This window comes from Candidatus Brocadia sp., assembly GCA_021646415.1.
Lineage (GTDB): Bacteria > Planctomycetota > Brocadiia > Brocadiales > Brocadiaceae > Brocadia.
Genome location: SOEU01000011.1, coordinates 93,353 through 119,585, shown reverse-complemented (window position 1 = coordinate 119,585; position 26,233 = coordinate 93,353). Strand labels below are relative to the sequence as shown.

The following is a 26,233-nucleotide window of genomic DNA, read 5'->3' as shown; positions in this document are numbered from 1 at the left end:
TAACCCAATGATTATGGACTTTGTTAACTCATTACCGAAGATTAAAGTCCCTTGGATGAACAACAGGACTATTGAATATGCATTTGAATAAATTTAGTATTTTTTAGTTCCCGTGATAATCCCTGTTAAATTTATCGTTAGGTAAATGAAATTCATCGAATGGAGGGGTAGCCCTGACGATATATTTACCAGGTGTAAGATCGGTTATCTCAAATTTTCCTTTCTTATCCGTAGTAGCTACGTCTTCAAATGCAGACCCGTAAGCCGTTTCTTCTGTAAGAAGCTGGATGCCAATGGTTATATCCGACAAAGGTAACCCATCGGTATTAGTAACCTTGCCGTTTATCTTACCGGTACCAGTAGACGTGTCTTTCGGTAGTGATGTTCCAATTAATTCGTTTGTGGAGGGTAAAAGCATGGACTTTTGGTTAATGGGAGAGGATGCCCATGATGCACGGGAACAACAGATGATAACTACACTCAGGGCACCTATCATGAATAAATGTTTTTTTGTTAACACAGGAACTATCCTTTTAAAATCTATATGAGTGTCTAGGTAATTTTACATATTGTAAAACTGTATTTATGTGTATCACATCTTCTACACTATGTCAAACACAATTTATGATTTAATAATTGGGTCGAGTAGACGGCAGGATTACTCCTGCCGCCCCTCACAGAACCGTGCATGCAGAATTACTGCACACGGCTCTTCAAACAGATTCACTAAGTAGAAGAGTATATCCAACTGTAGCCTTTCACAATACTGGGTTTCGGTAAGGGAAGCCTTTTCAGCAACTCATTGAACTCATTCCAATTAAAACTCTTCCTCTGGCTGCGCCTATTTAGCCATTTATACCATAGCCTTCTGACGGCATAGCTAAATTTGGACAACGTCAGACTGTTTCCCGCAAAGCCGTAGTAGTTACAATATCCCTTCAAGACTCGGCATAGGTGTTTATGCAATTCATGAAACGGCAGCATATTTCTTAGTTTTCTGAGCCTGTCGTTCAGTACGATGAGCGTTTTTCGCATCCTCTTTCCTATCGTTTTACGCCCTAGCTTCACTGTCCCTCTCCTACTCTTTCCCATAGAGTGCGTAAATCCCAGAAAATCAAAGGTTTTCACCTTCTTCCTATCACTACCACTCTTCGGGTGAGCTTTCAGCCCAAACTCTATCAGGCGGCTTTTGGTTTCCGATATTTCCAGTCCAAACTTCTTTAGTCTGTCCCCAAGTTCTCGCCATACTTTCTCGGCTGCTTGCTCGTTTGTACACCCTATGATGAAATCGTCACAATATCGTACAAGGTATATCCTGCCGTTTATTTCCTTACCTATTACCCGCTTTACTCACAAATCCAATGCGTAGTGAAGGTATATATTGGCTAAGATGGGTGATAGTACACCCCCTTGCGGTACTCCTAATTCGTTGTATGTCCTCTTGCCTTCCTCAAGGATTCCTACTCGCAGCCACTTACCTATCAGTCTCAGTATTGATCTATCCGTTATCCGTTCTCTCAGCATTCTCATCAGCCACGTATGATTTATGGTATCAAAGTACCCCTTGATATCTACATCAAGTAGGTAATTTACTCCTCCTTTCATTATGGCCAATTCCACTGCTTTGAGGGCGTCATGACAGTTCCTCTTTGCCCGGAATCCATACGAGTCCTCCAAGAAGTCTTGCTCGTAAATGGCGTCTAATATCTCCGCTACCGCCCTTTGCACTATTTTATCTTCGAGCGCCAATATTCCAAGCGGTCTCTCGCCTCCCCGTCCGGCTTGGGTATGCGTACTCTCCGTATATCCGTCGCCTTATACCGGTTTGCCTTTAGCCTTTCTACCAAGTCCTTCAGGCTTACTTCTCAGTCCTCTCTGTACTTTTCATGGCTTACCTCGTCTCTACCCGTAGCTGCATCTTTCCTGAGTTCCTCATAGCACTGTTTCAAATTCTCTTCATCTAAGAGATGTGCTAGCGATACAAACTTCGTTCTGGAGTCTCCTCTTGCTATCTCCGATAGTCGATTCAGTTTCGTTGACAATTTATTTTCCGATTCTGCGTTCGGCAATTGTTTCACCTCCTCGATACATCTGCTTGTCAACCCCTTCCCTCCCTCGGCATTACCCGATTTCCACGGTACTATGAGTTGATCCGACTGCCTGTTACCTCTTCCTCACCCCTCGTTTCCTCGGCGTTGAGTACCTTCTTGATAGGTTTTTTTTCTCTTTCCTATCTCAAGGGATGGTAACGGCTCTCCCAGGTTCCTGCAACAACCATTCTCCAGCATGCCGGGGACTTCGACCCCGATAGAGTATCCGCTATCTCGCCTCTATTTCGATAGCTTCGTTGCTGCCTTCCGTGTTGTTAACCACGTCGGCTTACTCCATGACACAACTATTTTCGGAACTCAATACCTTCACCCTTGCGGATTACGGCCTACTGTTTCCCTGTCTACGCTTCACCCATGTCGTTACCTAATGAGCGCAAGACTCGGTTCTGACGGTCGGCTAACTTTGTCTGGTTGGCTTTTCATCCAACTGGTTATTACATGCTTGGCCTGGCGCACTAACAATTTAGTTTTTTGAAAAATTCCAGCAATAATGTGCTTATTATGCACTGTAGTGGCAATTCGTGAATTGCCACTAGTGCGCCTGAAAGTGCACAATGCCGGAAGGGTGAAAGTCCCTTTCAGGGAAAACGCTTTCCGCCCCTGTAACCGACCGTAACTGCGACACCGTGAGGTGTGGTGGGGAGCAACGGGAGGTGAAAAGCTAGTCCGTAGGGCAGTAATAAGTCCGTTATTAGCAAACATCTATCTGAGTAAGGTAGACCACGAAATGGCAAGGGTTGGGCATGAGATGGCCAAATGCGTACTTTGCTAATCATGGTTGGCTCGTGCCTTTGCGGTCATGAGCCCCCACAACCAATTGATCTTGTATCGCTCGATCTGTAGATTACTATAACCGGCATTTCGGAGCAGGTACTCGCAAGCACGCTTTCCATACGTTTTGAAGTGGGCGCGATTAAACACCCGTAAGAATAGATCGCAGACACGACATGCAATATAATCGTCACACCAATCGGTAATAACGACCCTACCCTGTGGTTTGAGGATACGAGCGATCTCTGCCAAACATTCTTCAGGCTTGTGCAAATAATGAAAGGCGTTACAGGAAACTACTAAGTCGAAACTTTTAGAGCGGAACGGTAAACACCTGGTCTGGCCAGCAATAAGAGCACTATCCTTGATCTGTTTATTCCGGGCAATCTTGAGCATTTCTACGCTAAGGTCAACACCAACTACTTTAACCAATGGATAACTTTCGGTGATTGCCCGGAGCAGAGAACCCGTCCCGCACCCAATATCTAATAGTCTGTCGGTTGGATTAATATCCAATCGTTTCAACGTTTCGCGGAGTGTTGCGTTAATATAAAAGGACCAGCGTCTGTCATAGTTAGGAGCCAGACTGGCATACTCTTTGATAACTGCATATTCATTGTTTTGTGTATGATTAATTTCAGTCATAATTTATAGTACTATTTCAGATTAAAGCAAAGGCATTTCTTTATGTACCACAACATACCTTTATTTGCGACTTGTTCCCAAACTCTGTTTGGGAACAAGCAAAAATGTTTTACCGCAATTTTTATCGACATCGACATGAATAGTCGTTTTACCTACCCACTGTACTTTTGCGGTGATTGGTCGAACTTCTTCTTTGCATGCCGCCGAACAAAAGTGATACGTCTTGTCCTGATAGGTGGCAGTTGCTTGAACGTCTTTCTCTTCCAAACGCATGCCACAAACCGTTTACCCAACTCAACTGCCCCTCGGTGAAGACACCGAAGCGAAACGCATGCCCTGCGATATGGTTCTCCTGACCAACATACGGAAAGTAGATGTCACGCAACTGATAGGTGGCGTCGAACATCACCTGGAGTGAGCTGTTACCAAGAGTTAATTCTCGTGGCATAACTTATTGTCTTAATATATCGGTTTGTTCGATGAAAGAATAACCGACCCAGTAATTCTTAAAAGACAAAAAGTCAATTCAAGGAATTGCCTTTTTGTATGAGCTTCTCCTCATCTTTGTGTTCTTTACTTTTTCAGCATTTTCTTCTCTTCCATTTAGGGAATTATACCAAGCTTCCCAAGAACGCTCTCAGTGAAGCTACTGAAATTTTATGCATTATTTAGGGAAACTTGTTTCTCCCGTATTTAAACCGATTTATAACGGTTTTGTTTGTCAGCCCTTTTCGATCTGATAATTAGAAGAATGATCAGGCGGATAATATGCAATAAAAGCGCCAATTATATGAGGTGTAAAATTACACAATGATTCCTGTTTCGGCAATTGTTGGATCTTCCTTTAATGCCTTTTTAAACTTGTGTTCCTTGTGCCAGGCATTCAGGCAGGGGATGATGAATACACTGACCAACGCCATGGCCATACCTCCGATGGAGGGAATCGCCATGGGTTTGGCCACCTCTGCACCGGCGCCTGTTGACCATAGGATGGGCATGAGCCCGATAAATGTGGTGGCAGCCGTCATCATACAGGGCCTGATTCTCCGTGTGCCCGCCATCAATATCGTGTCCCGTATATCCTGCACGCTTTTCATCCTTCTTTGACCAAACAAATCATTGATATAGGTGGTAATAAGAACGGAATCGTCATCCACAATGCCAAAGATGGAGATAAAACCTACCCAAACAGCGACACTAAAGTTATAACCAAACAGGTATTGAAGCCATACACCGCCTGCTATAGCCGTTGGAATCCCGGCAAAAAGGATAAACATCGTTTGTGGAAATGATTTAAATGCTATAAAAATCAGGATAAAGCCAACAAACATGGATAAAGGCACAAGGATTTGTAATCTCTTTCTTGCCCTGATCTGATTTTCGAACTGACCACTCCATTGGATAAAGTACCCATGGGGTAACATGACTTTTTGCGATACAACCCTGGATGCCTCTTCTACAAAACTCATGGGGTCTCTGCCACGGACGTTCATAAGGACGTATGCCCTCAGAAGGGCATTTTCGCTGCTGATCATGGCCGGTCCCATCACGTAACGGATATCAGCTACCTGTGTAATAGGGATAAGCTGACCAGTAGAGCTGGGGATATAAATCCTTTTCAGTGCATCAAAGTTATCCCGGAGTTCCCGAACATATCTGACCCGTACGGGGTAGCGTTCCCTGCCTTCTACCGTTGTCGTGATATTTTCACCTCCGATGGCTGTCTCAATAATATCCTGCACATCCCTGATGTTGACGCCGTAGCGGGCGATTTCCTCCCGTTTGATCTTATATTCCAGATAAGGTTTTCCTGTGATCCTCTCTGCATAGAGGTCTGCAACACCAGGGACATCACGAAGCGCCTTTTCCACATCAAGGGCTAATTGCTGTAATACGTTCAGGTCCGTTCCAAATATCTTGACTCCGACTGATGTACGAATTCCCGTTGCCAGCATGTCAATTCGGTTCACAATCGGCTGTGTCCATATGTTTGCAACACCAGGTATTCTTAATGCCTCATCCATTTCCCTGATGAGTTCCTGTTTGGTAATCATCCGTTCATCAGGCAAAACCCAATGAAAGACAGGATGAAGGAAGGATGGCACATAGTTTAAAAATTTGTATTCGATCTTCTTTTTACGCCATTCTTCTTTCGGTTTTAAATTAACAACAGTCTCAAACATCTCGACGGGTGCCGGATCTGTGGGGGTTTCCGCTCTCCCTAATTTCCCAACTACCATATCTATTTCTGGAAAGGATTTTATGATCATATCCTGTTTTTGCATGACCTTGAAGGCGTCCGTTAAGGCCACGCTGGGTAACATCACTGGCATAAACAGGATAGAACCTTCGTCCAGGGGTGGCATAAATTCCCTCCCGATCCTTTTTGCTACAAAGATGGATGAGATAACTATGACAAGCGGAATGGCGAGGAATGTCTTCTTATGATCAAGCACCCATTTGAGAACGGGCTGATAGCCCCGTAACAACGTCCTGGAAGTAAAATTATCTTCCATAGGTCTTAATTTGCCTTTGATCAGAAAGGTACAGAGTAAAGGTACCAGGGTAATTGCCATGACGACCGATGCCCCAATGGCAAAGGTCTTTGTCCACGCCAGCGGTTTAAAGAGCTTTCCTTCCTGCCCTGTGAGTCCAAATACCGGGAAGAACATAAAAACGGTGGTTAATGCTGCAAAGAAAATAGAACTACCGACCTCTTTAGAGGCATCAAGGATGATCTGTGGCCTGCTTTTCTTGCCCTTTTGTTCAATGAGGTTCCGGAAGATATTCTCCGTCATTATGATAGACATGTCGCTCACCTCACCAATGGCAATGGCAATACCCGTGAGTGACATAATATTTGAATCAATGCCCATAAAATACATACCCAGGAAGGAGATAAGTATCGATACAGGGAATCCAAGACAGCAGATAATGATACTCCGGACATGCAACAGAAATAACACTACCACAACAGAAGTGATGATAATTTCTTCAATCAGCGCCTCTCTCAGGGTGTCGATAACCCGATAGATAAGTCCTTCCCTGTCATAAAAGGGTACGATCTTTACACCCGGCGGCAACCCTGGTTCGATCTCTTTGATCTTATTTTTTATTCTTTTAATCACCTCTAAGGGATTTTGCCCCTGCCGCATGATAACAATGCCACCGGCAACCTCAGCACCTTCCTTATCCAGCGCCCCGCGTCTGAAATCTCCCCCCACTTGAACAACACCTATATTTTTGACAAATATGGGCACACCGTTATAACTGCCCACCGTAATGTTTTCAATATCGGTAACGTTCTTTATAAATCCAAGGCCACGGATGATAAACTCCATATTATTACTTTCCACGACCTTGGCACCCACATCAATGTTACTCTTCCGGACCGCTTCGTACACGTTTCCTACCGTTAAATTGTATGCAAGCAGTTTATTGGGATCGACATCGACCTGGTATTGTCTGACAAAACCACCTACCCCGGCTACTTCTGAGACGCCCTCAACGGCATTGAGCTGGTAGCGGACAAACCAGTCCTGAATGGACCGAAGTTGTCCCAGATCGTATCCTTCGCCTTCCACGGTATACCAGAAAATCTGGCCGAGTCCTGTGGCATCGGGACCCAACCTGGGTATAACGTCTTTTGGGAGTAGTGCCTGTACAAAATTTAATCTCTCCAGTACACGGGAACGCGCCCAGTAAAAATCGATCTTTTCCTGGAAGATGATAAAGATCATAGAAAAGCCAAATCCCGATTGGGAGCGTATGACCTTTACGCCGGGTACACCGAGGAGATTAACCGTTAGGGGGTAAGTGACCTGATCTTCAACATCCTGAGGGCTACGTCCCGGCCAATCGGTAAAGACGATGCACTGGTTTTCCCCAACATCCGGGATGACGTCCATGTTGATGTTCTTTAAACCAAAGACGCCACCAAATATTACCAGAAGGTAGAAACAAATGACGAGAAACCGGTTTCTGAGGCAGAGTTCAATGAGTTTGTTGATCATATTTATTTAAGTAATAGAAACCACAGATTTCACAGATTACACAGATTATTTCTTTTGTCTTCAAATCTCTTGAATTTGTTTTAATAATATTTAATTTTTAAACCTTCTATAACGAAGAGATTCCTCACCAAAATTTATAAGCAATCCTGTGCTATGGTGACTAATAATAAGACTATTTATTAACTGTGCTTCATCGACCTTCAATAAGGAGTGCTCTGCTTTTATTTCGACTAAAACTTCATTGTAAACAATGAAATCAGGAACATAGTATTTTTGTAATTTATGTTCTTTATCTGTGTAATCTGTGAAATCTGTGGTTTCGAAGCTTTTGTAGTCTATTTTTCTTCCTTAAACTCCATTGCCCCTCCATACAAGGCGCTTGCCCCACCGGTGAGCTGGCTCTGGGAATCGATGAGGAAGTTGGCGGATGTAACCACTTTGTCTCCTTCTTCAAGTCCTTCCAGGACAGGGTAATAATCACCTGCCTTGGGGCCGAGAGCGACCTCTTTCCCCACATATTGCCCGTTACCTTTATCGATATAGACAATCTTTCGTATCCCGGTATCCAATACCGCGGTAGCTGGTATGGCGAGTACCTGCATGGTTGTTTCAAGATTCATCCCACATTTGTTGCAATTCCCTGGTTTATCAGAAACAACCTCCGGATGCATGGGGCAGGCATAAGCACTGCGTTTCTTCGGTTCCATCTTTTTTACCTTTATACCCAGACCTTCTTTAACCTCCCATCGCCCCATTTGTCTTTTGCAATCAGGACACTCACCTGGCTTGTCTGAGGTCATACAAGCCATGGGGCACATGTATACAAATTTCTGTTTCTTTTCACCTGTAGGTGATGTTATCGTCACGCTTTTTTGTAATAACATGCCGCACATAGGACATTCCCTGGGTGCCGTAGCCGGATCCCATTCCTGGGGACAAATACACGTCAACTTTTCACCAGAAACTTCAACAGGGATCTCTTTTTTTTCGAGCTTCATACCACATTTCGGGCAATTCCCGGGTTCTTTTGCGCTATGACATCCCATGGGACATGCGTATTCATACTCAATTTCTCCTTGCGGTGAAGTTATACTGCTGGCAGCATCTAGCTCAATTTGAGTACGGGGTTTCTTCGCAAAGGGGATATTATCCTCAGGGCATATGCCCGGTCTGCTGGATTTTATTTCCGGATGATTGGGACAGAAGTAATCCAGTCCGCTCACGTAACGCCCATCTTCCTTTTCAAGTTCTTCAACAGGTATCCGTATGCGGGCATTGACATACATGGATGGTTTGAGTTTGAGTTGTTGATTAGGGATATCACAGCGAATCCTTACCGAGCGTGTCTTATCATCAAGGAACGGTTCTATAAAGGCTACTCTTCCTATAAAGGCCTCTCCCGGATATGCAGGGGTCGTGACTTCTACTTCCTGTCCAACCTTAACCCAGGCCATTTCATATTCGTAAATATTGGCCTTCATCCATACGTTCGAGAGGTCGGCAACCGTGTATATCATCTCACCTAGCATAACGTATTGGCCTTCCAGCGCCTTTTTCTCTATAACGATGCCACTGATAGGAGCGTATATAATTGTGTGTTGCTTTACCTTTTTATCTTTCGAAAGTCCTTCAATCTGTTTTTCCGTAACACCCCACCATAATAATCTCCTTCTGGAAGCATCAACGAGTGATTTTGCACCACTTATTACTTCAGGAAAAGGGCTTTCCTTTACTTTTTCAAGGGTTTCCCATGCCAAGAGATATTCTTCCTGTGTGGACACTAATTCAGGGCTGTATATCCAGACCATGGATTCACCTTTAACAACCTGCGTTCCGGTAAAATCGACAAAGAGTTTGTCAATTCTGCCTGGAACCCATGCCGAGACAAAGGCCTTGAGTCTTTCGTCATATTCAATTAACCCTACCGTATAAATATCCTTTGTTAATGAACGAAAACCAATGGTATCTGTTCTGACCTGGGCCAGTTTACGGGCGCGCTCACTCAGTTCAATAGTGGCCAATGCACCTTCTTCCTCAATACCCACCCCTTTTTCATAAACCGGAACAAGGTCCATGGCACAAATAGGACATTTCCCGGGTTTATCCATCTTCACAGAGGGATGCATACCACATGTCCAGTAGAGTATCTTCTTTTCTTTTGCTTCCTCAGCACTTGCGGAAGAAACAAGGCTGAATACGCCTTGTAGTGGCAAGGCGCGCCTTGCCACTACGCTATTCTGTACATAAATACTAAGAAGAATGCCAAGGATAACAAGCATGGGTCGAATCAGGTTATGCCATCGGCAACTATTTCTACTTGTATGTAGTGGCAATTCATGAATTGCCACTACAAGATTGAAATTTTTGTACTTGTAAAGAAGTTGTTTAAAGGACATAAATCACTCCATTCATAATTGATTGTGAAAGAAAGGAGAATGGTTGAGGACGGAGAAGTGGAGAAAAGAGTAAATTGTTACTTTTATTCAATTTCTCCATTTCTCCTTAATTTGTTTTCATATTCATTCGCGTAAATTCGTGACTGATTGCTGATAACAAAAGCTAACCGCTGGTTTATTGCGTCAGTTGCATACCCACAGCCTTTTCCATGTTTGCCAGGTTTTGTTCAAAATCAGTGAGTGCCCTGTAGTAAAGCAGTCTTGAGTTTAAAAGAACCCTCTGGCTATCAATCAGGGTAAGAAAATCCACCCGGTCTGCCTCGTATCCAATACGCGCGGCCTTTAAGGATTGTTCGGCCTGGGGGATTACGCCGGTCTTATAAAGATTTATTGTACTTTCTGAGGATTGTGTCTTGACCAGAAAATCTTTGACCTCAAAGAATGCCTTGTTGTTCATAAAACGGTAATCTGACTTGGCGGCACTTAGATCTTCTTTTGACTCTTTAACTTTTGACCGGTTCTTGGGCCAAAGCCAGGGGACGTTGATCGTGATGGCCGATGCCCATGTATCGGGTCGTCCATCCTCCTGCATATATTCCACCATCGGTTCAAAGTCAGAATAGTAAGAATCCTTTTTTGAAAGTTTTAAGTTTGCCTCATTCCGTTTAATGGCGTGGTCGAACCTTTTAAGCTCAGGCCGATTTTTCATAGCAAGGTCTTCCAATTCTTTTATTGTCAAATTGAGGGTGTGTTTCTCAAAGGGAGGTGGTTTGCCCAAGGGGGTCTGTGTAGGTCTGTTTAATAAGATATTTATTCGGGCAATAACGGATTCCCTTTCCTTGGTTAAAACAATCAGATTATTCGCTAACGTAGATAATTCGACCTGTGCTGCAAGCACATCTCTTTGAGTAGCTCTGCCTACGGAATATTTTGTTTCTGCGATCCTGGAAAATTTGCGCAGCAAATCCCTATTTTCCTCTGTAATGTCAATGGCACGGTCAATGTAATGGAGTTCATAAAAAGCCGATTTTACCAGAGCTATAATCTCTTGTATTTTAGACTGAAGTTCTTTTTCTACCATGTTGGACTCTTCAATGGCTATCTCACCTCTGAGACGCAGTTTTCCAGGGAAAGGTATTTTTTGTGAAACACTATATCGCTGCTGGAGCATCTCTGTTTGACCATTAATATTGATTGGATTATTGGACATATCATACGAACCGGCACGAATGGAAGGGTCGTCCAATGACTTAGCCTGAGAAATCTTTGCTTTTGCGGCATTTAAGCGTTTTTGAGCTGCAATGATCTCAGGATTGTGCTCCAGAGCCTCCTTGATTAACCATTTTAAATCCAAAGGGGCATCTGTCTCATTCATTTCAAGAACAACATCTTTGCCGTTCCTTTGTTTCTGTAATTTGCTGTCATCTTTTTCTCCCGCCATGATAGTGGCACCAGAAGAAATAAGAATGACGGAGAAGAATAAGAATTGTTTTAATGGTATTCTGTCCATGATAAACTCCGTTAGTTCTCTGGAATACGTGAATGTTCAGAATTGCTGCGTTATGGTTATCCGCATTGAACCATGTGACATACCCTTGTCTTACACCCGATTCTATCACTAGATGTAAAAACCTGATAAAACAAGGAAAGGCAAATTGTTACAACAATGAAAAGCGATAAAAGGCACGAAAGATACGAAGAAGTCCTGCCCAAATAGGGGGGTGCTGCCTGTGGTTCCAACAAACGCATAATTCGGTCCTCTGTAATCCTTTGCCCTCTGCTGGAAAACGGCACGGTGGAATACAGAGCAGCCAGGGTGTGGGAACTGGATAATTTCAGGAGTGCACTTGCAAGCTCTAGTGGCTCTCCGGAGATACTTGCCGCGGCATCATCTGCCGCCTTTTCACATACAGAAGAATACAGATTTAACAAACAACGATTGATTGGTAGAAAGAAATTGAGTACGCAAAGTATTTGTAAAACAAAATGCTTCAAAGGTGCATTATTCCTTATATGATGTGTTTCATGAAGGATTACGGTCCGAAGTTCCTTTGCAGTTAAATACGAACAAATGCCCGTGGATAAGTATATTTTCGGGTTCCAAAGACCTGATGTAAAGGCATACCGTAGCTCGCCGTTATCAAAAAGTACAAGTTGATTATAAAGATGTGAGTGAAACAGAACTTTATTTAATTCAGAGCGATTCTCAATGGATAGGGGGGTGATGGAACTTATAAAACGGTAATTCCAGGATAGCATGAGAAATACCTTGTGAATAGCCATACATATCCCGGTAAAAAGTATTGCAATGCAGATCCAGGGAAGCGCCGTAGCAAGGGTTCGTAGGGTAAAAAAACATCTTGAACAGACACTTCCACAACAGGTAACAGCTTCGTAGGCGAATTTAGTATCAGAGATATACCCTTTTATGCCAATAGCGACGCCTGTAACGATTACAAAAAAGATTATAAGGTTAATAAACACTATCAACAGAAAATATAATTGTGCCTTTCCCTGTTGACTTTTGATTACGTGCTTCATGTTTTCTTTGTATTCTTAGCGTTTTTTTACCAATGGTTGTCTCTTAGATTCAATCAATTTGGAAAAGTATTCGATTTTTTCCGGGTCCATTTGTGACATGTAATCCACAAAGTGCACCATTGCCGATTTGAGTGAAAATCCAGAAATTCCTTCTACGACTTTTTTTGATACAATTTCAAAAAATTGCTCTCTATCATAAATAGGGTTATAAAAGTAAGCCTTTCCCACCTTTCTTTTCTTTAGGAGCCCTTTCTTGGTCATTCGATTGGTAACAGTAATCACTGCAGAATATGAAATATTCCTGTCGGCGGGGAAAGTATCCAAAATGTCCTTTACCGATGACTCTCCACGCTTCCACAATACCTCCATAATATCTTTCTCCAATGTCCCTAAGACATGGTTCAATCCTTCTTTGAAAGGATTGAAATTGAACTTTAATTCTTTACTCATGTTCTCCCTTTATTTCGAAAATACACAATATCTTTTACTCTTATCCATTTAAAACAACTTTGTTGCACACGACTGTTGCATCAAAGCAGAATAGAATTTTGATAACAGTTTAGTTTTTTGAAAACGTCAAGAGTTATAAAAGGTCTTTGTGACAGTATGGAGTTGCAATTCATGAATTGCAACTCCAGTGCATAATAATCACATTATTGCTGGAATTTTTCAAAAAGCTAAACTGTTACCGAATTTGTTATTTTATTATATTCTACATATTGTAGAATTTGCAAGTCTAATTTATCGTTTATACTTGTTGATTCATAAAATATTTATGCTAAAATAAGAAAGCTTTTTTCCCTGGTTTGTTGTGTTTCAATTTTCTTCGATTCTATAAGTATTTTCATGTCATTCAAGGAAAATAAGGAAATTAATGAATAATTCTGATACCATCATTGTTACAGGAGGCGCCGGTTACATCGGTTCTCACACCATTATTGAACTTCTTGAACAAACGGATTTTAAGGTAATTTCCCTGGATAATTATTCCAACTCCACCGAAGACACCTACAGAAGAATACAGGAAATAACGGACAGGGGAAATCGCCTGATGTGGTTCAAAGTTGACCTTTGCAATAAAGAGGAACTGATCTACATTCTCAAACAAGAAGAGTCAATAAAGGGCATCATTCATTTTGCTGCATGTAAGTCTGTACCGGAAAGTGTGGCTGATCCCCTGTTGTATTACCATAATAACCTGGAGAGCCTTGTAAACATACTTTACCTGTGCAGGGAGAAAAAAATCAGGAATTTCATTTTTTCTTCCTCCTGTGCTGTGTACGGCAACATTAAAACACTGCCGGTTACAGAAAAAAGTGAACTGCCCGAAGCTGAATCGCCATACGCCCATACCAAACAGATGGGTGAAGAAATGGTGAAATCATTCACGAAATACACTCCGGAATTCAAATCTGTTTTACTCCGCTATTTTAATCCTGCCGGCGCTCATCCGAGCGCAAAAATCGGTGAACTGCCGCTGGGACCTCCTACAAGCCTGGTGCCTGTGATTACCCGAACCGCTGCAGGACTTATCCCTAAAATGTACGTCCACGGCGGTGATTATGAAACCAGAGACGGCTCCTGCATCAGGGATTACATACATGTCAGCGATATTGCAGATGCACACATTAAAGCGCTTGATTTTGTGCTGAAGGATAAAAATCCGGAGGCTTGCAGCATATTCAACCTTGGCACCGGAAACGGCATTACGGTTTTTGAAGCAATCAAATCCTTTGAAAAAGTATCGGGGAAAAAGCTGAATTACGAGGTTGGACCAAGAAGAAGCGGGGACGTCATGGCAATTTATGCCAATAACGATCTCGCGAGGAAGGAACTCGGCTGGCAACCTAAGTACGGATTAGACGACATGATGCTTTCGGCCTGGAAATGGCAGCAGAATATTTCAACAATTAGCGAAAAGCCGTGACCTCCTCGGTTGGCCTTTTCTAAAATATTCCCATATGTTTACAAAATTACAAAATGGCTTGTTCAATGTAGCTGATAAAATAAATAAATCCTGCACTTTTCTTTGTTTTTGCTAAACTAACCCCCCATAATGGGAAAAGGCAGTTTCCCATCATCAACTTACATAGTTTTCAGTAATGATGCTTGGACGAAGGGCTTTTTTATTTAAGGAATTTATTCTGGAGGGATAGGAGATGAAGAAGATTTTAAAGAGTGTGTTGTGTATCGGCGTGATTGTGCTGGCATGCATGATGCCGAAGGTGTTTGCACTTGAAGATACCGCTGAAAAAATGCTTAGACCCACTGTGAGCAAAGACCAACGCAAGGAAATTGAGGCACTTATGGCTCCTATACGCCAGCAATTGGATAAGGCTTTGGAAAAAAAAGACCCAGCTTTGTACAAATCCTATTTGGCAGACCAAAAAAAACTCTTAAAAATCACAGACCCTAAGGAACTAACAAAAGCCATAAAAGCTATGGATGCTAAATATTTGGCTTTTGTAACCAAAGTTTATAAGGCGGCAAAAATTGATGAAAAGGCATTTCAAAATAAAGCCAAAAGTATTTTAGGTATATCTGCAGGCAAATTTAGATTTGGCGATTTTATGTCAATCATTGGCACAAATGTTACGACCTTTTCCCCTTCAGATGATTCGGGATGTGAGGAATATGTTTGCCCTTTTGAGGTAACAAAAACGACAAGTAGTGGTAGTCTTATTGACTTTGGATCTGCTTTTATTGATACTGACAAATGTGGTGGTTTTCTACGTGGATTTACTACATTAGCCGGGGGAGGAGAAAAAACCATACGATTGGGCAAAACGGTAAGCGTTCCTGCGAATATGAGTAGAGTGGATATTACCCTTGAAGAGGACTATAGCATGGATGGTAAAATATATTCTGTGATAGGGGGCGGATATGGCGAAAGCCAAATAGCTATTTCTCTGAAAGGTCCTGGTGGATTAGATAAGGTAAGCAACAAAATCACACAATGGGCAATAGCACCCGTAATTTGGTACACTTATTATGAATCAACGGCAGAACATGAGGTACTTACTGCTTCATTTACACCTCAAAGTTCAGGGGGAGATTATACTATCCAAGCCTTTGCAAAAGTCTATGAATTTACTGCAGCGCTTGTTTCTGGGACATTTGTCAGTTCTAGTATAGATAACATTCACAAAATGAAAATCTGTTTTGTGAAATAAAACAGGAGAAAGAAAGGAATGATAGTTGTAGCCCGAAACAGCGTTTCGGGCTACATTTGTTATTACATATTCATTCGGTACCGCCCGCCCACTTGATACCAAGCACTTGTAATTTGTCTCAAACAAAGCAATTTCACACCAGACGAACAACCGCTTGATGAAACTGAAACTTTTTGCAAGATGAATTACCTTTTGACATAGGGATTGTTTGTCTATCTTCTGCCATTTCTTGTGGACTCTTAATATACTTCATTCGTTTCGATGTATTTTCATGGAAATGATTTTGTATTGATTTGTTCCTGTAAAGTGCTATCATACTTTGCCAGTTACCCTTGAAAAGGGGTTTCCCTGTCTCTATTACAAACCAATTGTATCGCATATTCACCGTAATCATGGTAAATTGATAATCAAGAACGGAAAGATCCTTCAGTTAAACACATTGTGTATCTTCCGATATACATGTGTTATTTTTAAAGTATTTTTAATCTTCACCAACAAGATGCTTATGATAAGAGAATAAAAGAATGGCCATAAAAAAATCTGAACTGTACAGTTCACTCTGGGCGAGTTGTGACGAACTCCGCGGAGGTATGGATGCCTCTCAATACAAAGACTATGTGCTGGTACTTTTGTTCATCAAATACATCTCTGACAAATATGCCGGAGTGCCCTATGCGCCCATTACTGTGCCCAAAGGCGCCAGCTTTAAAGACATGGTTGCCCTTAAAGGTAAGCCCACTATTGGCGATGACATTAACAAAAAAATCATCGGGAAAATTGCCGAAGCCAACAAACTTACCGGCACTATCGATGTCGCCGACTTCAACAGCGCCGATAAACTGGGCAGCGGCAAAGAGATGGTTGACCGCCTCTCCAATCTCATCGCCATTTTTGAAAACCCGGCGCTCGATTTCAGTAAAAACAGGGCAGAAGGGGATGATATCCTTGGCGATGCTTACGAATACCTGATGCGGCACTTTGCCACTGAGAGTGGGAAGAGCAAAGGACAATTCTATACCCCTGCCGAGGTAAGCCGTGTTATGGCTAAGATCATCACCTTTCACTCGAAAACAAATCCCTCAACAACGGTGTATGACCCCACGTGCGGCTCAGGGTCATTACTCCTCAAAGTGGCTGATGAATCCGAGTCGGGCATGTCCATCTACGGCCAGGAAAAAGAGGTGGCAACGGCGGCGTTGGCAAGAATGAATATGATTTTGCACAACAACCCTACCGCAGAGATCAGGAAAGGACAAAGTACCCTTTCCGATCCGTTGTTTCTGGACGAAAGAGGCAGGCTCAAAACCTTTGACTTTGTGGTGGCAAATCCTCCCTTCTCATACAAGGCGTGGAGCAGCGGTTTTGCCGTTCAGGAGGGAACCATATCCGATATCCACGATCGTTTCAAAGATTACGGTATACCCCCGAAGAAAAATGGAGACTATGCCTTTCTTTTGCACATCATCCGTTCCTTAAAAAGCAAAGGCAAGGGCGCCGTGATCCTTCCGCACGGGGTATTGTTTCGCGGAAATGTCGAAGGGGAAATCCGGAAAAATATCATTCGCAGGGGATACATGAAAGGCATCATCAGCCTGCCTCCCAACCTGTTTTACGGCACCGGCATTCCCGCCTGCATTATTGTGCTGGATAAGGAAGGCGCCGAACACCGCAAAGGCATTTTTATGATTGATGCCAGCAGGGGTTTTGAGAAAGACGGCAACAAAAACCGCCTGCGTGAACAGGATATACACAAGATAGTAGATGTATTCAACAAACATCTGGAAATGGAAAAATACAGCCGCATGGTGCCGGTAACGGAGATCGAGGCCAATGAGTTTAACCTGAACATTCCCCGCTACATTGATAGCCAGGATGCCGAGGACATTCAGGATATCGAGGCGCATTTGCTGGGCGATATACCCAATGACGATATTGACGCCTTGCACCCGTATTGGGACGTTTATCCAGCCCTGAGAAAAACATTATTCACGACGGGAAACCGTGTCAATTACAGCAAGCTGCTTATTGCCCATGATGCCGTAAAACCCGCCATTTTTTCTCACCCGGAGTTTACTGCTTACAGCAAAAAAGTAGATACCGTATTTAGCCAATGGAAAGCCAAAAACATGCCAAAACTGAAAGGCATTGCCGTTGGTGATAAACCCAAAAAACTGATACACGAAATATCGGAAGATTTATTGCAAGCCTTTTCCAGCTTAAAGCTGATCGACAAATATGATGTCTACCAGCATCTCATGATTTACTGGTCTGAAACCATACAGGATGACGTGTATGCTTTGGTAAGCGATGGGTGGGAAGCAGGAAAGGAAATAGAAAGAGATAAAAAACAATGGGAAGGACGCCTCATACCCAAAGGGCTTATCATTGCCCGCTATTTTGTGACAGAGCAAAAGGCCATTGAAAATTTAGAGGCCGACCGCGATGCGATTGTCAGGCAAATGGAGGAGTTGGAAGAAGAACACGGCGGGGAAGAAGGGCTAATGGCAGATGCCAAAAATGATAAGGATAAGATTACCAAAACAAGTGTGAAGGATCGCCTTAAAGAGATACAAAACGAAAAGGAATCGGCAGATGAGAGAAAAGTGTTGCAGGATTGTTTGAAACTGACAAAACAGGAAGCAGAAGTCAGCAAGAAAATAAAAGATGCGCAGGCTGCTCTGAAGAAAAAGGTCTTGGAAAAATACAAAGCCCTTACCGAAGCCGAAATAAAAATTCTAATGGTGGAAGATAAATGGATGGCCACACTGGAAAGAGATATCAGAACAGAGATGGAGCGTATCAGTCAGCGGCTTACGGGACGCATTAAAGAACTGGCAGAACGCTATGAAGCTCCATTGCCTGCTATTACTGCCGAAGTGGATGCATTAGAGAAAAAGGTACACGGGCACCTGAAGAAAATGGGGTTGGTATGGAGATAGTAAAAAAAGGTTACAAAAAAACTGAGGTAGGTATAATTCCAGAGGATTGGAATGTTCAAGCAGTTTCTCAATTTGGAGAAGTAAAACGAGGCGCTGGATCACAATATATTAGGTATGTAAACAGTAATGGAATAAGGTTAATCAGGATCAATGATTTCTTCGAAGACAATCCAGTATTTGTATCACCAACTGATGAGATAATGAGGTATGCAATTAACGAACAAGATGTGCTATTTGCTGGAACAGGTGCATCAGCAGGAGCATCATATATTCCTAAAAACGCTTGGATTGGCTTGCCACACAGCTATAATGCTCCAAGAATCAGAGTTTATAAAAATCAGTTTAAAGAATATTTACTTTATTCTTTGCAATCTGAATATGTCGCCAAACAACAAAAAGCATGGTTCGTGGGCGCAGCCCAACCCTTTCTTGATACTACCGCGATATCAAATTTTAAAATCGCTACTCCCCCCACCAAAGCCGAACAAACCGCCATTGCTGCTGTATTAAGTGATGCCGATGCACTCATTACCCAATTAGAAAAGCTCATTGCCAAAAAGCGGAACATCAAACAAGGGGCTATGCAACAACTCCTTACCGGCAAAAAACGCCTGCCGGGGTTTAACGGGATGTGGGAAGTGAAGAAATTGGGAGAAGTTTTAAAAGTCAGACATGGAAAAAGTCAAAAAGAAATTGTTGATGAAAATGGTGAATTTCCAATTTTGGCAACTAGTGGCGTTGTTGGGAGAACAAGAACATTTATATACAACAAGCCATCAGTTTTAATTGGTAGAAAAGGAACAATTGATGTTCCTCAATACATGGACACACCATTTTGGGCAATTGATACAATCTTCTATACAGAAATTATGGACAACGCTTTTCCAAAATTCATTTTCTATAAATTCAATTTGATTGATTGGTATTCTCACAATGAAGCTTCTGGAGTTCCGAGTTTAAATGCTAAGTCAATTGAAAAAATAGAATTGCTATTTCCTCCAACAAAAGAGGAACAAACCCTTATTGCCCAAATTCTTTACGATATGGATGCCGAAATAGAAGCCCTGGAAAAGAAGTTGGAGAAATACAAAATGATAAAACAGGGGATGATGCAGAATTTATTAACCGGGAAAATCAGGTTGGTATAATGGAAAAATTCAAAAATAGATACCGCATACCATCGGCACGGGCGCCGTGGTGGGATTATTCATGGCGCGGGTGTTATTTCATCACCATTTGTACCGCACATCATGAATGTGTCTTTGGCAAAATTCGCGACGGACAAATGCAACCATCGCCCATGGGCGAAATCGTTTTGCGGGAATGGGAACAATCGTTTCAAATTCGGGCGGAATTATTTTGCGATGCATTTGTATTGATGCCCAACCATCTGCACGCCATTGTGCGAATTGAAAATTCCGACCCAACCACATCCGTACAGACGCACGGCCGTGCGTCTCTACAAACGCCCACGAACACGGGAATTGCCCATCGTTCGATCCGATCCATTTCATCATTTGGGGGGGGATTCAAATCATCTGCAACCAAACGCATCAACGAATTTCGTAATACGCCCAAAATACCTGTGTGGCAATCCCGTTTTCATGACCACATCATCCGCGACGAGGATGAATACCACCGAATTGCAAATTATATCAGAACCAATCCCGAAAAATGGGAAAAAGATACATTCTTTAAACAGGAAATACCATGAGCAACATCGGCAAAAAAGAACGTGAAACCCAAAACAGGATAATTGCCTTGTTCCATAAAGAATTGGGCTATAACTACCTGGGCAATTGGGAAGACCGCCAGAACAACAGCAATATTGAAGAAGCAATCCTTCGTAAATATTTACGTGAGAGAAAACGCTACAATAATACCCTTATCAACAAAGCCTTATATGAACTCGGCAAGGCGGCTAATAACCTGAACGATGGTCTATACAGCGCCAATAAAAAGGTATATCAACTGCTGCGTTACGGCGTAAAAGTCAAGGCAGAAGCCGGTGAAAACTATGAGACCGTTGAACTTATTGACTGGAAGCACCCGCTTGAAAACGAATTTGCCATTGCCGAAGAGGTTACTATCCGGGGCAATCACGAAAAACGCCCTGATATTGTGCTCTACGTAAACGGCGTAGCACTTGGGGTGCTGGAACTGAAACGAAGCACGATTTCCATAGGCGACGGTATCCGGCAGAATATTGTCAACCAGCAGAAAGAATTCATCCAGTCCTTCTTTACCACCATTCAATGGGTGTTTGCCGGGAATGATACCCAGGGGCTCCGCTATGGTACTATTGGGACACCTGAAAAATATTTTCTGACGTGGAAGGAAGAAGGCGAGGGAGAAAATCTCTTCGATAAATACCTTGTAAAACTGTGCGATAAAAGAAGGTTTCTTGAAATCATCTACGACTTTACCCTGTTTGACGGCGGCATGAAAAAATTGTGCCGTCCGCATCAATACTTTGGCGTCAAGGCCGCACAGGAGCATGCGAAAAGGCGAGAGGGTGGAATTATCTGGCATACGCAGGGCAGCGGTAAAAGCCTGGTAATGGTGTGGCTTGCCAAATGGATTCTTGAAAACAACCCCCATGCACGCGTGGTAATTATTACCGACCGTGACGAGTTGGATAAACAGATAGAACGCATATTTACCGATGTTGGGGAAAGCATGGTGCGTACCCGCAATGGTAAAGACCTGATGGACCAACTGGGCAAGGCATTGCCCCGCATGCTGTGTTCGCTGGTGCATAAATTTGGCAGGAAGGGAGTCGATAATTTTGATGCATTCATTGAAGAATTAAAAAGGAGTCCCATCCATACCGTTGGTGAATTATTTATCTTTGTAGATGAGTGTCACCGTACCCAATCGGGCAAGCTGCACAAAACGATGAAGGCAATTTTAAAAAATGCCATCTTTATTGGCTTTACCGGAACCCCACTCTTAAAACAAGATAAGCAAACCAGTCTTGAGGTATTTGGTAAATACATTCATACCTATAAGTTCAACGAGGCGGTTGCGGATGAAGTGGTGCTTGATTTGGTGTACGAAGCCCGTGATATCGACCAGAAAATATCATCATCTCAAAAGATAGATGAATGGTTTGAAGCCAAGACCCGTGGTTTGAACGACTTTCAAAAATCTGAGCTCAAGAAGAAATGGGGTACGATGCAGAAGGTGCTGAGTTCCCGTTCCAGACTGGAAAAGATCGTAAGCGACATCGTGTTTGATTTTAATGTAAAACCGCGTTTGAACTCGGACAGGGGAAATGCCATTCTGGTGGCATCAAGTATTTATGAAGCATGCAGGTATTTTGAACTGTTTCAAACTACCGAGTTGAAAGGCAAATGCGCCATTGTTACCTCATACAATCCATCAACAAGGGATATAACAACGGAAGATACCGGCGCAAATACAGAGACGGAAAAGGAATATATCTATAACATCTATAAATCGTTGCTGGGAAACAAGCCCACCGAGAAATACGAAGATGAGGCGAAGGAAAAGTTTATAAAAGAGCCGTCAAATATGAAACTGCTTGTCGTGGTTGATAAACTCCTTACCGGTTTTGATGCGCCACCCTGCACCTATCTCTATATCGACAAAAGCATGCAGGATCATGGCTTATTCCAGGCTATTTGCAGGGTCAACCGGCTGGACAGCGATGACAAGGAGTTTGGTTACATTGTTGATTATAAAGACCTGTTCAGAAAGGTTGAAAATGCCGTTGCTGTGTACACGTCGGAACTGGATTATGATACGTTTGAGAAAGGGGACGTGGATGTGTTATTAAAAGACCGCCTGGAGAAAGGCAGGGAACGGCTGGATAATGCCTTGGAAGAAATGGCCTTATTATGCGAACCGGTAGCGCCGCCAAAAGACTCACTGGCGTACATCCGCTACTTCTGTGGTGATCCGGAAAACGAAGAAGACCTGAAGTCCAATGAGGTAAAGAGAACGTCTCTTTATAAACAAACGGTGGCACTCATAAGGGCTTATGCCAATATCGCGGCGGAAATGGAAGAAGCAGGCTATACCCAGGCAGAGATTGCAGATATCAAAAAGAAAGTGGATTATTATTTGAAACTCAGGGAAGAGATCAGGAATGCCAGCGGCGAAACGCTCGATATGAAGACCTACGAAGCTGATATGCGGCATTTAATTGACACTTACATACAGGCGGAGGAACCCAGGACAATTTCTCCTTTTGCGAATATGTCGTTGCTGGATTTACTCGTTAATTCCGGCATTGCTGATGCCATCAACAGTTTGCCCGAAGGGATTAAACGCAATAAAGAAGCAGTGGCGGAAACTATTGAAAACAACGTGCGGAAGAAAATCATACAGGAGCATTTGATAGACCCTGCTTACTTTGAAGAAATGTCAAAGCTTTTACATGAAATTGTTAAAGAGAGAAAGACAAATGCCATCAATTATGAAGCATATTTAAAGAAGATCGCTGAATTGGCAAAGAAGGTAAATAATCCCGCAAGAGATAATTTGCCGGCAAGTATAAAAAACAGTAACGCCAGACGGGCATTATACAACAACCTCAATCACGATGAGGAATTGGCCGTTGTAATGGATGAAGCCGTCAGATATGTAAAGAAGGCTGACTGGCGTGGTAATGATGCTAAGGAAAGAGAAATTAAAAAAGCGCTTTATGATATTTTAAAGGATGCCAATGAAGTTGAGCGTATTTTTCCGATCATAAAACAGCAGAATGAGTATTGATATGCAGCAAATCCAATTGAGTAATTTACCTATTGATGTAATTCAAAAGGATATTAAGAATATTCATCTGGGTGTTTATCCGCCAATAGGGAGGGTAAGAATTTCCGCTCCCTTACGCATGGACCTTGAAACTATTAGGGTTTTCGCTCTATCAAAATTAAGTTGGATAAAGAAACAGCAGCAAAAACTGCTCAGTCAGGAACGAGAAACCCCAAGGGAATTTTTAACACAGGAAAGTCATTACTATCTGGGCAAGCGATACCTGCTGAAAGTTTTTGAGCATAACGCTGCTCCAAAAGTTATATTAAAGCACAGCGTTCTTGAATTGTATGTAAGACCTGGCGCAAGCATAGAAAAAAAACGGGTTGTTTTGGAAGAATGGTATCGCCAGAAACTGAAGGAAATTGTTCCCGAATATATTGCTTGTTGGAAGAAAAAGATGAGACTGGACGGTGTTGAGTATGCCATAAAAAAGATGAAGACGAAATGGGGTACGTGTAACAGAGAGGCAAAAAGGATCTGGTTAAATCTTGAACTGGCCAAAAAATCAAAAGAATGTATTGAATATATCATTGTGCATGAAATGGTGCATCTGTTAGAACGTCATCATAATGAAAGATTTATCGCCTACATGGATACGTATTTGCTAAAGTGGAGATTTTACAAAGAGGAGTTGAATAAAAGTCCTTTGCGCCACGAGAATTGGAGTTACTAGCCACAATGAGAAACCGCCACCAAATTGAGCAGTGTAGTGAGAGGGAAGCGGGGGATTTTAGAATTTGCCTATGCTATGTAAAATAGCAATTTTAGAATCAAAAAGAAATAAAAGGAACCGACAACAGTTATAGTCAACGACAAAAGTAAGTTGTCATTCCTGCGAAAGCAGGAATCCAGTCTTTCTGCTATTCTTCTGGATTCCCACTTGCGTGGGAATGACATGAAGTGATAATAATATCAACTTCTTTAAGACGCTCACTATAGTCTTAAACACCGGGGGGAAAATTGAAGGAAAGAAAAAGAGAAAAGATTTCTGAAATGGTTGCAGATTTTGCAAGGGAATATCTTGCTCTCGGCGAAGATAGGGAGCATAAGCAACAACTCTTAAATAGCGCTGTTTCCGCATAGAATATAGCAAGTTTAAACGAAAAGGTTTTCGATAGATCAAAGTATGGACATCAGGCCTTCCTTTTCCCGACTGGGTGGGCAACATTTATCCTGCCAATGTTAAAATGGGGGATATCTATAATCTGAGATGGGATAAGGAAATTCAGATAAGGAATATACTAAAAAGGTAGGGTTTTGAAGAATAACCAATTAGAGAGGGGTGAAAAATCCCCTCTCTAGGCAAGCTCCACGATCATCGCGATGGTGTCAATCGGGGATACTTGCCCGACATCTGAGGATTTATGATGGTCTGGTACAGGGAAAATACCCTATTCGTATAGGGTCTGCAACCTTAACTTTATTGAGATTTTTCAAAAAACTAAGTGAATACGGAAAACAAAAAATTATCGTTTTGTCCACTGGAAGCTCTTTCTTGCTCCCTTTTTGCCATATTTTTTCCGTTCTTTCATTCTGCTGTCTCTTGTTAAGAAACCACCCTCACGCAAACTATCAATAAAGGAAGGGTCCGATTTGGAAAGCGCACGTGCAATGCCAAGGGATATTGCACCTGCCTGTCCGGTTAAACCTCCTCCCTGTACGGTTATCAATACGTCAAATTCCCCTAATGTTTTCGTGGTCTTCAGGGGAACCTGTACCATACCTCTCTCCCGGTCTATAGGAAAGTAAGTGTCCAGATCCTTATTATTGACCAGGATTTTCCCCAATCCCTTTTTTATTCTTACCCTTGCAATAGATGATTTACGCCTGCCTGTACCCCATATATATTGTTCTTCTGCCACTTTCTCCTCCTTGAATTAATTACGAATAACCAACTCTTTGGGTTGTTGTGCCTGATGCGGATGCTCTGCACCTGCATAAATCTTTAATTTTCTCAACATATCCTTTCCCAGCCTCGATCTGGGCAACATTCTTCTTACTGATCGGCTAAGTATCTTTTCTGGCGCAGTTTCCAAGGTTTTCCCAACCATTCGTTTTCGCAGACCACTTTGAAAACCAGTGACATAATAGTGAACCTTCTCCTGCATCTTTTTCCCAGTAAGCTTTACCTTACTCGCATTGGTAATAATAACAAAATCCCCTACGTCAACGTGAGGCGTATATTCAGGTTTATGCTTACCTTGAAGAACCCTGGAAACTGTGGTTAACATTCGCCCCAATATTTTATCGTTGGCGTCTACTATGTACCAATTTCTTTTCACATTCTCTTTTTTTGCCATAAAAGTATTCATTGCATTGTATTCCTTAAACGATGAAAATCAAAAAGCGCCTTATCATATAAGGCGCTTTTTGAGTTATAAAACCATTAAATTAAAAATTTTAGGATTCTTAGTGTTTACAAATACAAGGATCCGTTTTCCCCTTTTCACAACCCTCTTTACACTTTATATCTTCTGGGCAACCACAAGGCGCAGCGTAAATTGTAGTGACACATGCACCGATCATTAATGCACCCACAAAAGCCATCGTAATACCAATCTTCTTTAACATTTTCAATCTCCTTTCGGATCATTTAAGGTAATGAGCTTGTGTACGGTACTTAATTATTTGCAACAACAATCCTTGGCTTTGTTTAAACAATGACCGCACGGGCAACCTTCCGAGCACTGGCATGTACCAGCAATTACTGATTTTATAAGAGTCGGTACATTTACTAAGCCGATTCCAAACGTTAGCGTACCAAATACCATAAGTGAAACATATAATTTTTTCACTAGCATCACCTCCTTGTTGCAAACATTGCAAAAAACTAAATGCTACCCACGAGGCCACCAAGAA

General features: G+C 42.4%; 20 protein-coding genes and 1 pseudogene. 7 read left to right on the top strand and 14 right to left on the bottom strand.

All coding sequences use genetic code 11. From position 1 onward, the window contains the following. Positions 1-103: 103 nt before the first annotated feature. From E3K36_10600 to E3K36_10545, 12 genes and pseudogenes are all read right to left on the bottom strand, one after another. Entirely contained in the window at positions 104-520 is a 417-nt protein-coding gene (locus E3K36_10600) for a hypothetical protein (GenBank protein MCF6155682.1), read from the bottom strand. 206 nt (positions 521-726) lie between these two features. Continuing rightward, entirely contained in the window at positions 727-1,128 is a 402-nt protein-coding gene (locus E3K36_10595; GenBank protein MCF6155681.1) for a hypothetical protein, read from the bottom strand. A 222-nt stretch (positions 1,129-1,350) separates the two neighbouring features. Next, complete coding sequence (locus E3K36_10590) at positions 1,351-1,752, bottom strand: hypothetical protein (protein MCF6155680.1); 402 nt, start codon at positions 1,750-1,752, stop codon at positions 1,351-1,353. A 113-nt stretch (positions 1,753-1,865) separates the two neighbouring features. After that, a complete protein-coding gene (locus E3K36_10585; GenBank protein ID MCF6155679.1) occupies positions 1,866-2,102 on the bottom strand; it encodes a hypothetical protein in 237 nt (78 codons plus the stop codon). Positions 2,103-2,879: 777 nt separating this feature from the next. Next, positions 2,880-3,527, bottom strand: coding sequence for a methyltransferase domain-containing protein (locus E3K36_10580; protein ID MCF6155678.1), 648 nt, complete (start codon positions 3,525-3,527; stop codon positions 2,880-2,882). Positions 3,528-3,679: 152 nt separating this feature from the next. After that, positions 3,680-3,800: pseudogene (locus E3K36_10575) on the bottom strand (YHS domain-containing protein). Positions 3,801-4,330: 530 nt separating this feature from the next. Beyond that, positions 4,331-7,540 carry an efflux RND transporter permease subunit gene (locus E3K36_10570; GenBank protein MCF6155677.1) on the bottom strand — a complete coding sequence of 1,070 codons (3,210 nt, stop codon included), beginning with the start codon at positions 7,538-7,540 and terminating at the stop codon, positions 4,331-4,333. A gap of 90 nt (positions 7,541-7,630) precedes the next feature. Further along, positions 7,631-7,879, bottom strand: a complete 249-nt coding sequence (locus E3K36_10565; protein ID MCF6155676.1) for a GxxExxY protein — start codon at positions 7,877-7,879, stop codon at positions 7,631-7,633. Beyond that, positions 7,876-9,936, bottom strand: a complete 2,061-nt coding sequence (locus tag E3K36_10560; GenBank protein MCF6155675.1) for an HlyD family efflux transporter periplasmic adaptor subunit — start codon at positions 9,934-9,936, stop codon at positions 7,876-7,878. The genes E3K36_10565 and E3K36_10560 overlap by 4 nt, the downstream gene beginning before the upstream one ends. 175 nt (positions 9,937-10,111) lie before the next feature. Next, positions 10,112-11,446, bottom strand: coding sequence for a TolC family protein (locus E3K36_10555; GenBank protein MCF6155674.1), 1,335 nt, complete (start codon positions 11,444-11,446; stop codon positions 10,112-10,114). Positions 11,447-11,502: 56 nt separating this feature from the next. Further along, a complete protein-coding gene (locus tag E3K36_10550) occupies positions 11,503-12,477 on the bottom strand; it encodes a hypothetical protein (GenBank protein MCF6155673.1) in 975 nt (324 codons plus the stop codon). Between the two features lie 15 nt (positions 12,478-12,492). After that, a complete protein-coding gene (locus E3K36_10545; GenBank protein ID MCF6155672.1) occupies positions 12,493-12,927 on the bottom strand; it encodes a hypothetical protein in 435 nt (144 codons plus the stop codon). 424 nt (positions 12,928-13,351) lie between these two features. Here E3K36_10545 and galE point away from each other — a divergent pair, with 424 nt between their 5' ends. From galE to E3K36_10510, 7 genes are all read left to right on the top strand, one after another. Further along, positions 13,352-14,404 carry a UDP-glucose 4-epimerase GalE gene (galE, locus tag E3K36_10540; protein ID MCF6155671.1) on the top strand — a complete coding sequence of 351 codons (1,053 nt, stop codon included), beginning with the start codon at positions 13,352-13,354 and terminating at the stop codon, positions 14,402-14,404. A 232-nt stretch (positions 14,405-14,636) separates the two neighbouring features. After that, on the top strand, positions 14,637-15,650 hold the full coding sequence (locus E3K36_10535) for a hypothetical protein (GenBank protein MCF6155670.1): 1,014 nt from the start codon (positions 14,637-14,639) through the stop codon (positions 15,648-15,650). Positions 15,651-16,174: 524 nt separating this feature from the next. Next, the gene (locus tag E3K36_10530; GenBank protein MCF6155669.1) at positions 16,175-18,589 is read left to right on the top strand and encodes a type I restriction-modification system subunit M; all 2,415 of its coding nucleotides are present in this window, start codon (positions 16,175-16,177) and stop codon (positions 18,587-18,589) included. Further along, the gene (locus E3K36_10525) at positions 18,580-19,737 is read left to right on the top strand and encodes a restriction endonuclease subunit S (protein ID MCF6155668.1); all 1,158 of its coding nucleotides are present in this window, start codon (positions 18,580-18,582) and stop codon (positions 19,735-19,737) included. The genes E3K36_10530 and E3K36_10525 overlap by 10 nt, the downstream gene beginning before the upstream one ends. Continuing rightward, positions 19,737-20,303, top strand: a complete 567-nt coding sequence (locus tag E3K36_10520; protein MCF6155667.1) for a transposase — start codon at positions 19,737-19,739, stop codon at positions 20,301-20,303. The genes E3K36_10525 and E3K36_10520 overlap by 1 nt, the downstream gene beginning before the upstream one ends. After that, positions 20,300-23,332, top strand: coding sequence for an HsdR family type I site-specific deoxyribonuclease (locus tag E3K36_10515; GenBank protein MCF6155666.1), 3,033 nt, complete (start codon positions 20,300-20,302; stop codon positions 23,330-23,332). Before E3K36_10520 ends, E3K36_10515 begins: the two co-directional genes overlap by 4 nt. 1 nt (position 23,333) lies before the next feature. Next, positions 23,334-24,047, top strand: coding sequence for a M48 family peptidase (locus E3K36_10510; protein ID MCF6155665.1), 714 nt, complete (start codon positions 23,334-23,336; stop codon positions 24,045-24,047). Positions 24,048-24,840: 793 nt separating this feature from the next. On the opposite strand, the gene rpsI is transcribed toward E3K36_10510, so the two are convergent. Both rpsI and rplM read right to left on the bottom strand, forming a co-directional pair. After that, positions 24,841-25,236: a 30S ribosomal protein S9 gene (rpsI, locus tag E3K36_10505; GenBank protein MCF6155664.1), complete on the bottom strand. Its 396-nt coding sequence runs from the start codon at positions 25,234-25,236 to the stop codon at positions 24,841-24,843. Positions 25,237-25,251: 15 nt separating this feature from the next. Then, positions 25,252-25,686: a 50S ribosomal protein L13 gene (gene rplM / locus E3K36_10500; GenBank protein ID MCF6155663.1), complete on the bottom strand. Its 435-nt coding sequence runs from the start codon at positions 25,684-25,686 to the stop codon at positions 25,252-25,254. Between the last annotated feature and the right edge of the window lie 547 nt (positions 25,687-26,233).